The sequence below is a fragment of the Kitasatospora sp. NPDC034023 genome (assembly GCF_055575795.1).
On record NZ_JBVIRY010000012.1, the window covers coordinates 20,292 to 32,026 of the forward strand.

At 75.3% G+C, this 11,735-nt stretch carries 8 protein-coding genes, 1 tRNA gene and 1 pseudogene; 7 read left to right on the forward strand and 3 right to left on the reverse strand.

What is annotated here, in order from left to right:
* Positions 1 to 586 precede the first annotated feature (586 nt).
* Positions 587 to 1,702, forward strand: coding sequence for an HAD family hydrolase (locus ACZ52R_RS17740; protein WP_465753708.1), 1,116 nt, complete (start codon positions 587 to 589; stop codon positions 1,700 to 1,702).
* Between the two features lie 57 nt (positions 1,703 to 1,759).
* Here ACZ52R_RS17740 and ACZ52R_RS17745 read toward each other — a convergent pair whose 3' ends face one another.
* On the reverse strand, positions 1,760 to 2,560 hold the full coding sequence (locus ACZ52R_RS17745) for a GNAT family N-acetyltransferase (RefSeq protein WP_465620573.1): 801 nt from the start codon (positions 2,558 to 2,560) through the stop codon (positions 1,760 to 1,762).
* A 953-nt stretch (positions 2,561 to 3,513) separates the two neighbouring features.
* Here ACZ52R_RS17745 and ACZ52R_RS17750 point away from each other — a divergent pair.
* From ACZ52R_RS17750 to ACZ52R_RS17770, 5 genes and pseudogenes are all read left to right on the forward strand, one after another.
* Positions 3,514 to 4,644: pseudogene (locus ACZ52R_RS17750) on the forward strand (helix-turn-helix domain-containing protein); the annotation flags it as partial.
* A gap of 734 nt (positions 4,645 to 5,378) precedes the next feature.
* Positions 5,379 to 5,981 carry an oligoribonuclease gene (gene orn / locus ACZ52R_RS17755; protein WP_360497176.1) on the forward strand — a complete coding sequence of 201 codons (603 nt, stop codon included), beginning with the start codon at positions 5,379 to 5,381 and terminating at the stop codon, positions 5,979 to 5,981.
* A 157-nt stretch (positions 5,982 to 6,138) separates the two neighbouring features.
* A tRNA-His gene (locus ACZ52R_RS17760) sits at positions 6,139 to 6,214 on the forward strand.
* Between the two features lie 148 nt (positions 6,215 to 6,362).
* Entirely contained in the window at positions 6,363 to 6,809 is a 447-nt protein-coding gene (locus tag ACZ52R_RS17765) for a DUF4442 domain-containing protein (protein ID WP_360497173.1), read from the forward strand.
* A 110-nt stretch (positions 6,810 to 6,919) separates the two neighbouring features.
* A complete protein-coding gene (locus ACZ52R_RS17770) occupies positions 6,920 to 7,858 on the forward strand; it encodes a hypothetical protein (RefSeq protein WP_465620568.1) in 939 nt (312 codons plus the stop codon).
* Positions 7,859 to 8,071: 213 nt separating this feature from the next.
* Here ACZ52R_RS17770 and ACZ52R_RS17775 read toward each other — a convergent pair whose 3' ends face one another.
* Positions 8,072 to 8,977, reverse strand: coding sequence for a spermidine synthase (locus ACZ52R_RS17775; protein ID WP_360497167.1), 906 nt, complete (start codon positions 8,975 to 8,977; stop codon positions 8,072 to 8,074).
* A 289-nt stretch (positions 8,978 to 9,266) separates the two neighbouring features.
* Positions 9,267 to 9,782 carry a hypothetical protein gene (locus ACZ52R_RS17780; protein ID WP_360497164.1) on the reverse strand — a complete coding sequence of 172 codons (516 nt, stop codon included), beginning with the start codon at positions 9,780 to 9,782 and terminating at the stop codon, positions 9,267 to 9,269.
* A gap of 260 nt (positions 9,783 to 10,042) precedes the next feature.
* On the opposite strand from ACZ52R_RS17780, the gene ACZ52R_RS17785 reads away from it, so the two are divergent.
* On the forward strand, positions 10,043 to 11,662 hold the full coding sequence (locus ACZ52R_RS17785) for a tetratricopeptide repeat protein (RefSeq protein WP_465663474.1): 1,620 nt from the start codon (positions 10,043 to 10,045) through the stop codon (positions 11,660 to 11,662).
* Positions 11,663 to 11,735 lie beyond the last annotated feature (73 nt).

Genomic DNA, 11,735 nt, shown 5'->3' on the forward strand with positions numbered 1-11,735 from the left:
CTGCGGGGCGTGTCCGGTTCAACCGGTCGGGGAGGCTCAAAACCAGCCATGGCTCACGGCTCTTCGATGGAGAGGGGCCGACAGGAGAGGACGACGCTGCCCGGGCAGCAGGCCCGCCCACGGGATGACGTCGGTCTGCACCGCGCAGCACCGTATGTGACCTGTTCCTTTCAGAGTACGACGGGCACGGGGCCCAGCCCAGCGGCGAAGCCCCGGAGCGACGTTGTTCCCGCGAAGGAGGGATGCGCCCGCCGCGGCAGTGCGCCCTGCCCGCAGGCCATCGCGCCCCCTCCGGAAAGGAGGTTCCCTGGAGCTTGACTGAGCGGACCGGGCGACGCAACAGGCCCGCGGGACACCGTGACCGGACTGTCATTGATCGGCGACGATCCGTTGCGACACGTCGCGAACCGTTACGCCCCACCAGTCCCGCCCGCCCCACGGGCCTGCCCGTACACCACCCGCACCCGGCCCCGCGCGGGATCGGTACGTCAGGTGCCGGAGCCCGATTCAGCCACTTCGTACGGCTTCGCGACGCGCTCTGGCATTTGCCACATGCATAGGCGCGGGCGCTGGCACCATGCTCGACATGCCCCTGCTCCTGTTCGACCTCGACAACACGCTGCTCCCCCGGGACGCCGCTTTCCGGGCCTGGGCGCAGGATTTCCTGTCCGAACACGACCTGCCGCCCGGCGACCTCGACTGGTTCGTCACCCTCGACGGCGGCGGCTACGTACCGCGCAGCACCGTACTGTCCGCGGTCCGGCGCCGCTACGGCCTGGACGTCTCCGCCGACTTCCTGCTCGCCCACTACCGACGCGGCATCAACTCCCACATCCACTGCCCGCCCCGGCACGTCGAGGCGCTGCGGGCGGCGCGGGCGGCCGGGTGGACGCTGGGGATCGTCAGCAACGGTGGTACCCGGCCGCAGTTGGAGAAGATCCGGCGGACGGGGCTGGGGCCGCTGGTCGACGGCTGGGTCATCTCCGAGGAGGCCGACTGCGTCAAGCCGGACCCGCTGATCTTCGAGATTGCCGCCCAGCGCTGCGGCATCGCGCCTACCGGGGACTGGGCCGCGCACACCTGGATGGTCGGGGACCACGCGCCCGCCGACATCGCCGGGGCCGACCTGACCGGACTGCGCAGTGTCTGGCTGCACCACGGCCGGCCGTGGGCGGAGATCGGCTACCGGCCGACGCTGAAGGCGGCCGGGCTGCCGGAGGCCGTCGGCCAGGTGCTCGCCGCCCGCAACGCGCCCTCGCCCCGGCCGGGGATCCGCACCGGCGGGTCGGCACGGCGGAGGGCTCCCGGGGTGCCGGTGCGGGCGGCGGCGCCGCTCGGCGCACGGTCCGGCGCGCGCCCGACGGCGGCCGCCCCGGAGGGCCCCGGTGCGCCCGTTCCCGCGAACGCCGGGGCGGGCGGCGCTTCGAGTGCCGGAGCCGCGTCCGGTGTCCGAAACCGATCCGGCGGGTTTGCCGTGATCGCCGACGCCCGCTCCGGCGCCGGAGCGGTCTCCGGGGCACCGGCGAGCGCCTCATCGGACACGGGCGCGGACGACCGCGGGGCCGCCCCGGTCGTACCTCCGACGCCCCTCCGTACGGCGGCCGACGGGGTCGCGCCCGCTCGAACCGCCTTCGCCGCAAAGCCCACCGCGGCCGCCGTCCTCACAGCGGCCTCGGCAGCGGTCGCAGCGGTCGCCCGGTAGCGTCCCGGCGGCACGGCGCCCCTGCGACGGCCGGGTGCCGGCCGGGCGCCCCGCCCGTCAGCCCTCCGCCGACGTGCGGCTCCACCAGCAGGTTCGGGCCTGCTCGACGAACCCGAGCTTGCGGTAGAGCGGTTCGCCGAGCGAGGTGGCGACCAGGGTGGCCGGGCGGTCCGGGTGTGCGTGGACCAGGGCGGTCTGCACGACGGCCCTGGCCACCCCGCGGCCCCGCCAGTCGGGCAGGGTGGCGACCCAGTACACGCCGGTGGCCCGTCCGTCGTCGTAGGTGAGGCAGGTGCCCGCCGGGGCGCCGTCGACGCGGCCGAGCCACGCCCGCCACCCGGGTTCGCCCAGCAGCTGCTCGGGGAGCGCGTCGCCGCGGACCCACGGCTGGCGGGCGGGCAGCGGGAAGCCCTCCACGATCGCCCGTTCGACCAGCGCGAAGCTGTCCCGGTCCGGCGCCTCATCGACCGTCAGGGTTCCGCCCCCGTGCGCCTCGTGGCCCGCGGGCAGGGCGGTCGTCACGCCTTCGACCGGGCCCGGGTCCCGGACCATCACCGGCATGATCGGCATCCGGGTGGCCCCGAAGCGGGAGAGGTCGAGCCCGCCGTACGGGTCCTCCAGGGTGAAGCGTATGGTCGCCCAGTCGTCCAGCAGGTCCGCCAATTCCTTTTCCACCGAACCTGGTTCGGTGTAGGGACGGGTCACCACGACGCGGTGCGCATCGTCCGGGGTACGGGCGCAGCGGACCGCCGTCAGGCCCGGGAGGACACGGGTTCGCCAGCCGTGCACGCGGGCTTGGGCGAGCCAGAAGGCGGCAGCGTTGTCGTTGGCCCGTTCGAGCCGGCTGTTGGTGTTCACGGCAGGACCGTAACCCGGCAGTCCGGATAACGGTTCTCCCGCATCAGGCTTGGCCGGATGAAGCCTGGGAGGCGCACGACTCATGCCCGTGCGCCCTCTTGTGCACCGCCGATTTTCGGTCAATTTCGCGCCGATCCCTCCCGCTTGGGCAAATCCGCAGTCCAGACCCGCCGATCGGGCGCACGGGGGCCGGACGCCCCAGGAGCGGCCCTGCGACAACCAGCCACCGTTGCCTCGGCCCTCTTCCCAGAAAGGTCGACGGGTGCCACGCTTCGTGATCGAATGCATCACGCCAAATTGCCATGTCGACATAGCGTCGGATGGTGAACTTGTCACAACGGTGATGGTCCACCCGATAGATTTCGATCTTGGCTAGCAGTGCCGCACCACCCACACCACACCACCGAGGGGGCTTGAGCGCCTTGAGCAGGGTGAGCAGGAGCGACGCGGGTCCTGACAGCGGCCAGGCGCTGGCCGGCACCACAGGTCGGTCCGCGAGAAGCACTGGCACCTCCGCGATCGCCGCCACCACCCGCACCTCCGGCGGCTCGGGCGCTGCCCCGCATCCCTCGTACCCCGCAGCGCACTCCGCCGTCGGCGGCCCGGGCGCGGCCCCCGCCGTCGAGCACGGCGCGGCGGCCCCGTACGGAGGCCAACCAGGCAGCGGGCAGTACGTCAGCGGGCAGCACGCCGGTGGGCAACACGCCGGTGGACACGCCACCGGACACCCCGTCAGCGGCGGACAGCCGACCGCCGGACACCCCGTCAGCCGAGGCCTCGTCGGCCACGCCCCGGCCTACGGCGGCGAGTACCCCGGATATCCCGGCCATCCCGCCCACTCCGGCTACGCCGGCCACCCCGCCTACCCCGGCGGCGCGCCGGGCCTGAACGGCGCCTCCGGAGCCGTCGGCGGCCCGCCCGGCGGCCCCGGTGCGAACGGCTCCCCGGCCTCGGTGACGGCCGCCGCCCCGCGCAAGCTGTCGGGCCGGCGCCGCCGGGAGACGGTCGCGGTGCTGATCTTCGGCGGTGCCCCGATCTTCGAGAGCTCCATCCCGCTGTCGGTCTTCGGCGTGGATCGCCAGGACGCCGGGGTGCCCCGCTACCGCCTGCTGGTCTGCGCCGGCGAGGAGGGCCCGCTGGCCACCACCGGCGGCCTGACCCTCTCCGCCCCGTACGGCCTGGAGGCCCTCGCCCGGGCCGGCACGATCGTCGTACCGGCCTGGCGGTCGATCTCGCAGCCCCCGCCGGTCGAGGCCATCACCGCCCTGCGCAAGGCCCACCACGAGGGCGCGCGGATCATCGGCCTCTGCACCGGCGCCTTCGTCCTGGCCGCCGCCGGCCTGCTCGACGGCCGCCCGGCGACCACCCACTGGATGTACGCACCGACGCTGGCCAAGCGCTACCCGCGGGTGCACGTCGACCCGCGCGAGCTGTTCGTCGACGACGGCGACGTGCTCACCTCGGCCGGCACCGCCGCCGGCATCGACCTGTGCCTGCACGTGGTGCGCAGCGACCACGGCGCCGAGGCGGCCAACGCGCTGGCCCGCCGCCTGGTGGTGCCCAGCCGCCGCGGCGGTGGAGGACAGGCCCAGTACATCGATCAGTCTTTACCGGAGGAGATCGGCAACGACCCGTTGGCCGAGGTGGTCACCTGGGCGCTGGAGAACCTCAACCAGCAGTTCGACGTCGAGGTGCTGGCGGCTCGCGCTTACATGAGCCGGCGCACCTTCGACCGGCGGTTCCGCACGCTCACCGGCAGTGCGCCGCTGCAGTGGCTGATCACTCAGCGGGTGCTCCAGGCGCAGCGGCTGCTGGAGACCTCGGAGCTGTCGGTGGACGACGTCGCGCGCCGGTGCGGGTTCCGTTCGCCGGTAGCGCTGCGCGGGCACTTCCGCCGTCAGCTCGGGGTCTCCCCGGCCGCGTACCGGACCAGCTACCGGGCGCGCCGCCCCGGGCAGCAGCAGCCCACGGCGACCGGTGCGCACGGCGGCGACCTGCGGCTGCCCGGCGCGCTGTCGCACGCGGCGGCCGGCGCGGCGCCGGGCGGTCCGCTGTTCGGCGGGGCGCCCGGCGGTCAGTCGGCGCAGCCGTTCCCGGCCGGGCCGGGGGCTCCGCTGCCGGTCGGTCCGCACGGGCAGCCGTTGCACGGTCAGCCGGTCGGCCACGGCCAGCCGGGCGGGTTCGGTCCGGGACAGGCCGGGACACCGGCCGCCCAGGCCTTCCACGCCCGCGCCGGTCAGCCGTACCCGCACCAGCAGGCCGCGCAGCAGGCGCACCCCGGGCAGCAGGGTGCGGCAGGGCGCGGTCCGATGCGGCCGCCGCTGGTGCCGCCGCAGGCCGGGCCGGGTGCGGGGGCGGGACGTCCGCCGCGCACCGCCGAGCACGCGGCGGCCGAGGACGGTCTGCCCCAGCCGGGGGCGCGCGGTCAGGGCCAGGGGCACCGGAGCGCGGTCGAGCGGCCCGCGGACGAGCCGGGTGCGACCGGGCGCGGTCACGGCGCGGCCGCCGGACGGACGCCGGCACCCGCCGGGCAGCCGACGCCGGGGGCAGGGGCGGCCGAGCTCCGCGGTCGGCAGGCGCGGGCGCCGCAGGTCCGTGCCCAGGGCGCTCGGCCCGCGGGCGACGGCACCCGGGCGGCGCGCGAGGCCCGTCCCGGCCGGGACGGACACCCGGTCCGCACCGGCCGGGAGGACGAGCACGCGGACGGCCGCGGCACGCACGACGGGGCGGAGGAGCACCAGGCCGAAGCCACCGCCGCGGCACCCCGCTCGGCTCCACCGGTCCCCGCGGCACGTGATCGCGCCGTAGGGTGAGTTGCGTGAATGACCGTTTGGTATGGATCGACTGTGAAATGACCGGCCTCGACCTCGACCGGGACGCCCTGGTCGAGGTCGCGGTGCTGGTGACGGACTCCGAGCTGAACATCCTCGGCGAGGGTGTGGACGTCATCATCAGGCCGCCGGCGGAGGCCGTGGCGAACATGCCCGAGGTGGTGCGCGCGATGCACACCGCCTCCGGCCTGCTGGAGGAGCTGGAGCAGGGCGTGACCCTGGCCGAGGCCGAGGAGCGGGTACTCGCGTACGTGCGCGAGCACGTGCCGGAGGCCGGGAAGACGCCGCTGTGCGGCAACTCGGTGGCCACCGACCGCGGCTTCCTGGCCCGGGACATGCCGGCCCTGGAGAAGCACCTGCACTACCGGATCGTGGACGTCTCCTCGATCAAGGAGCTGGCACGCCGCTGGTACCCGAAGGCGTACTACAACAGCCCGCCGAAGGGCGGTAACCACCGGGCGCTCGCCGACATCCGGGAGAGCATCGACGAACTGCGGTACTACCGCGAGGCCGTGTTCGTCCCGCAGCCCGGCCCGGACGCCGACACCGCGCGTGCCATCGCCGGGAAGTACCAGGCCCCCACCGGCTGATCCCGGGAGCAGCGGACGCCCGGCGGGCACCCGCTGCGGGTCCGCGGGGGTGCCCGCGTCCGTCGGAACGAAACCCTGGCGCGAGCACCCTCTCGGATCCTGTAGAGTTCTTCCTGTCGGAACGGGAACGCGAGAGCGGGAACGGACCGGACAGATGGTGGGTGTAGCTCAGTTGGTAGAGCACCTGGTTGTGGTCCAGGTGGCCGCGGGTTCGAGTCCCGTCACTCACCCCAGAGCCCGAGGGGCCGATCTCTTCAAGAGGTCGGCCCCTCGGGCGTTTTCGCGTTCCCCCTGTTTCGCGCTCCTTCAACTGCGCCCGGTGGCCCGGCTTTTCCGTTCGGCCCCTGCCGCCGGAAGCTACCGGCTAGTAACATCGTCGCCATGACCACACCTACGATCGGCCAGATGCTCGACGCCACCGTGCCGATGGCACACACCCTCAAGCTCGAGTACCTGGAGACCACCCCGGAGCGCGCCGTGCTCCGACTGCCCGACCAGCCCGCGTACCACAACCACGTCGGCGGCCCGCACGCCGGCGCGATGTTCACGCTCGCCGAGTCCGCCAGCGGCTGCATCGTGCTCGCCGCCTTCGGCGACCAGCTGTCCCGGGCCGTGCCGCTGGCCGTGAACGCCGAGATCGCGTACAAGAAGCTCGCCATGGGCGAGGTCACCGCGACCGCCGTGCTCGGGCGCCCGGCCGCCGACGTCGTCGCCGAGCTGGACGCCGGCGGCCGACCGGAGTTCCCGGTCACCGTCGAGATCACCCGCGCCGACGGCGCCGTCACCGGTGTGATGACGGTCACCTGGACCCTGCGTCCCAACTCCTGACCGCCGCGCGGTCGGTGGCCCCGGGAACGCCGCCCCGGGGCCGCTCGCACGATGACTGTCCGTGACGGTTGGGCGTGACCTCACCGCCCGTCCGCTCGTTCTCAACTCACGTGCGAGCCAATCACGCGACCAAGCCCCAGGAACCCGTCCCCCGCGGCGTCGCCGGAGACCGGCGCGGCATCGCCGGAGACCGGCGCGGGATCGCCCGCTGGCTGCCCCGCCCCCGCGCCGTCGCGGCCGCCGGCGCCCTGCTCGCACAGCTCTGGGGCCTCGGCGCAGCCGGCGCGTACGCGGCGTCCGCCGACCCACCGCGGGAACCTGCCCGACCCGCCGCGCACCACGCCCCGTACGGCGCACCGGCGCCCGCCGGGCCGACACTCGATGCACCGGCGCTCGACGGACCAGCGCTCGACGGCCAGTCAGCCGAACACCCCGTCGGGCCGGGGCCGTCGACGGGCGGGGCGCCGCGCCGCTCTCCCGGGCTCGCCGGGGAAGTCTCCGGCGGCGGCACCGTCGAAGGGGCCCCCGGGACGGTCGGCGACACCCTGCAGGAGCAGATCCGGGCCGGTGGCCTGCCCCTGCCCGGCCAGCGGGCCGCCGTGCCCGACGCCTTCGCGCTCGCCTCCGGCCTGCTCGACACCGTCCCCGCCCAGGCCCGGCCCGCCGAGGCCCGCGCCTCCCGCGAAGGCGAGCCCACCGGACTGCCCTCCGCCGAGCGGCCGCAGCCCGGCACCACCCGCTCCACCGTTCCGCGGCAGCGCGAGGCCTCGGAGGCTCCGCCGGCCCCGGAGACGTCCGAGGCCGACACCCCTGCCGGGACCTCCGCCGACCCCGAACGCGCGCCGGCCCCCACAGGCCCTGCCACGGCGGTCGCCGTGCCGGGCGCCGGCGGGACGCCGGAGACGCTCGTCGTCGCCGACACCGCCACGGTGACCGCCGTGGCCGACGGCTCCGCCACCGCGACCGCCGTCCTCGCCCCCATCGCCGCCGGGCTGCTGCTCACCGGGGCGGCCATGTGCAAGCACCGCGGGCTGCCGCGCGGGCACTGAACAGACGGGCACTGAACAGACGGGCACTGAACAGGCGGGCACTCAACAGGCGGGCACTGAACGGGCGGCCGCGAGCAACTCGGTCGCCTGCCAATGGCTTTACGGCCGTCAGGGAGCGCGATGGCGCCCGCGAACCGGCCCTGCCGGCACCGTTCCGCCGATGGTGGGCCTTCTCTCGGGGTGCCTGCCTGCGGAAACAGCGACCGCCGTCCGTCAGTGGAAGACGCCCGGCGGCGGTTCCGGGGACGGCGCGGCCGTGGCGTCCGTCGCCGGGGTGGCTCCGGCGGCGAAGTCGCCGAGGGTCCGGCCGTGTTCGACGCGGGCGTGGGCGGAGTCGGAGGCGGCGCGACGGGTGAGGTCGGCGGCCGGGAGGGGGGTGTGGGCGGCGGCGAGTACGAGGTTGCCGAAGCGCTTGCCACGCAGGACGGCCGGGTCGGCGATCAGACAGAGCTCGGGGAAGACCGCGCCGAGGGTGGCGACCTGGGAGCGGGCGAAGGGGAGGGCGCCGCCGTCGGCGATGTTCGCGGTGTACCAACCACCGGGGGCGAGGGCGCGGGCGGCGAGCGAGGTGAATTCGACGGTGGTGCAGTGGGCCGGGGTGCGGGCGCCGGAGAAGACGTCGGTGATGACCAGGTCGACGCTGCCCTCGGGGGTGCGCTCCAGCACGCTGCGGGCATCCCCGCCGCGCACCTTGATCTGCCAGCCGCGCTCCAACGGCAGTTCGGCGCGGACGAGTTCGGTGAGCGCGGTGTCGATCTCGGCGACCTGCTGGCGGGAGCGCGGCCGGGTGGCGGCGACGTAACGGGCCAGGGTGAGGGCCCCGCCGCCCAGGTGCAGGACGGTCAGCGGGCGGCCGGGCGGGGCGACCAGGTCGATCAGGTGGCCGAGCCGGCGCTGGTACTCGAAGCCGAGGTGGGTGGGGTCGGCGAGGTCGACCAGGGACTGCGGGGCGCCGTCGATCAGCAGCGACCAGGCGGCCGGGCGGTCTCGGTCGGGCCGCAGTTCGGCCAGGCCGGAGCCGACGGGACGGGTCAGCGGCCCCTGGGCGTGGGTGCGCCCGCCCACGCCGGTGGTGACCGCCGTCTCGCTGCCGCGCGCGGCTCTGCTGCTTCGTCCCATGGGGGCCATTATCGCCGCAGGCGCGCGGGGGGAGCTGCCGCCGCAGGCGCGCGGGGGGAGCTGCCGCCGCAGGCGCGCGGGGGGAGCTGCCGCCGCAGGCGCGCGGGGGGAGCTGCCGCCGCAGGCGCGGGGGCACCTGCCGCCGCAGGCATGGGGGACCTGTCTCGGCCGGCGCGGGGCACCAGTCGCCACCACGGCGATACAGCCCCGCTCAAGGGCGCGCCACGGGGACCCGGCCGGCGGGGCGAGCGGTGCTCGCGGGCCCGGCGGGATCCGCACGGCACGCCCGCTAGAACGGGCCGAGGCCGCCCGCGGTGAGCGTGCAGGCGGCCTCGCAGAGGGCGGAGCGGAGTACCCAGGCGTCGGTGGGGCGGGCGGTGCAGCCGGAGCCGGCGGGTGGGATCACCCAGCGCGGGTCGGTGGCGGCGGGGACGAGCGCGCCGGCCGTACAGGAGCTTCCCGGCAGGTGCCAGGTCTCCCAGGCGCCGGCCGGGACGAGGAAGGAGAGGGTGCTGCCGTTGCGGCTCTGCAGCACGGCCCCGCAGGCGCGGCGCAGTCTCAGGATGTCGACGGCCTCCAGGCCGTGCCGCAGGGCGACCGTCACGGTGTCGCAGGCGGTGACGAGGGTGACCTCGTCGGGGACAGCGCGCTCACGCCGGGGGCCGCCGCAGGAGGCGCGGCCGCCCTCGACCGGGCCCCGGCCGGGGATCCGGTCGTCGGCGGGGTCGGGCAGCAGGGCGGGGGCTGCGCCGGCGAGCACGCCCCCCGCGACGGGTCGGTGCTGCGGCAGTCCGGTGGCCATCATGGGCCCTCCTGTACCTCGTCGGATCCGGAAGCACAGCCGCCCGGAGGGGCCACCGGGCTGGGACGGGCCGGGGCGACGGCCTGGGCTTCCACGTATCAGGACAACGCGGAGGATGCACCTGAGGCCACGGGGCGCCTTACAGCAAGGCATGGCATTTCATGGCAGATATCCCGCAACATCGCCTGTTTTGCCCGGGATTGTCAGCACACCTCCCGCCAACCCAATGTGGCCGGTCGGTGACTCCGAGTACTCTCGGCGCCATGGCAGCCACCCCACCGGCCAAGCCGAACCGACCGTTCCCCAACACCGTGATGCGCGCGCTGCGCGGCGACCGCTCGCCGGGCGAGTTCGCCATGGCGGTACGCCGGGCCGCGCGCGAGATCGGCGAGCACGTCTCCTGCGACGCACGCTACGTCGGACGGGTCGAGTCCGGTGAGATCCGCTGCCCCAACTACGCCTACGAGCGGGTCTTCCGGCACATGTGGCCGGGCCACACGCTCGAAGACCTCGGCTTCGCCCCCCGGGCCGCCGTCCGCCGCCGCTCGGCGGACGGCGGCGGACGGACCGAACCGCCTCCGCTCCACCCGCCGTTCCCGCCCCTGCCCGCCCCGCGCTCACCACTCTCCACTCAACTCCCGTACGCTGCCTCGCCGTACGCGGATCCAACCGCTCCGTACGGCCCCCCGTGGCCGAGCCCTGGCGCGGTGCCCCGGGGGCTCGATGGATCGCCCTATCTCGACGAGGAGAACGACGACGTGCGTCGCCGTACGTTCCTGGCCGGCGGCACCACCGCGCTGGCCTCCGTGATCGGCATCGACCGGTCGGCCGTGGCCGCCGGTCGACAGGCCGGTGCCGACGGTGCCTCCGGTGTGCTCACCAGCCAAGGCACCCTTCCCGGTGCGGAGTTCGCCGCACCGTCGCTGCTCTCGACCGACCCCCTGGTGCCCGGCCGACCCGGGCCGGTGCCGCCGCTGCGGCGGGTCGGCGCCGCCGAGGTTTTCGGTGTCGAACAGGCCGTCCGGGACATCCGGCTGGCCGACGACGCGCACGGCGCCGACGCCCTGTACGAGCTCGCCGGGCAGTCGCTGCGCAATGCGTACGTGCTGCTCAACGAGGGCGAGTACAGCGCCGAGACGGAACGCCGACTGCAGGCCGGAGCCGGCGAACTCGCCATCTCGGTGGGCTGGTTGGCGCACGACTCGAACCGGCTCGCGGACGCCCGCTCGCTCTACGCCGAAGCGCTGGCAACCGCCCGGATGGCCGGGGACTCCGCGCTGGAGGCGCACGTCTTCTGCAACAGTGCCTTCCTCGCCCGGGACGCCGGCCGCCCCCGCGAGGCGCTGCGCGCCGCCCAGGCCGGGCAGGTCGCCGCCCGGGAGCTGGGCTCCGACCGGCTGCTCGCCCTGCTGGCCATGCGTGAGGCCGGCGCCTGGGCCGTGCTGCAGGACCGCACCTCCTGCGAACGCGCGCTCGGCCGGGCGTACGCGCTGTTCGACCACGGCCCCTCCGAGGCCGATCCGGAGTGGATGTCCTTCTTCGGCGAGGCCGAGATCGCGGGCCTCCAGTCGCAGTGCTGGTCCGCGCTCGGCGACTGGGACCGTGCCAGCGAGCAGGCCGGGCTGGCCATAAGGCTGCAGAAGCCGCAATTCGTCCGCAACCGGGTGCTGTACACCGCCGAGTTGGCCCACGACCGGCTCGGCCGGGGGGACGTGGCCGGCGCCGCACACCACGGCTCGTCCGCCGTCGCGCTGTTCGCCGACGTCCGCTCGGCCCGGATCCGGAGCATGCTGGCGGACACCGCCGGTCGGCTGCGCCCGCACGCCGCGGTGCCCGAGGTGCGCCGGTTCCTGGCCGAGTACGACCGGGCGGCCGCCGCCTAGGCCAGCGGCCGCCGCCCGGGGACGCCGCGGGCGTCCGTGCCCGGCGTTCAGTGCCCGCGCCGGGAGCCGGCGC

Coding starts and splice junctions, on each gene's coding strand:
- ACZ52R_RS17740 (WP_465753708.1), top strand. CDS start 587: ATGCCCCTGCTCCTGTTCGACCTCGACAACACGCTGCTCCCCCGGGAC.
- ACZ52R_RS17765 (WP_360497173.1), top strand. CDS start 6,363: ATGACCACACCTACGATCGGCCAGATGCTCGACGCCACCGTGCCGATG.
- ACZ52R_RS17775 (WP_360497167.1), bottom strand. CDS start 8,977: ATGGGACGAAGCAGCAGAGCCGCGCGCGGCAGCGAGACGGCGGTCACC.
- ACZ52R_RS17780 (WP_360497164.1), bottom strand. CDS start 9,782: ATGATGGCCACCGGACTGCCGCAGCACCGACCCGTCGCGGGGGGCGTG.
- ACZ52R_RS17785 (WP_465663474.1), top strand. CDS start 10,043: ATGGCAGCCACCCCACCGGCCAAGCCGAACCGACCGTTCCCCAACACC.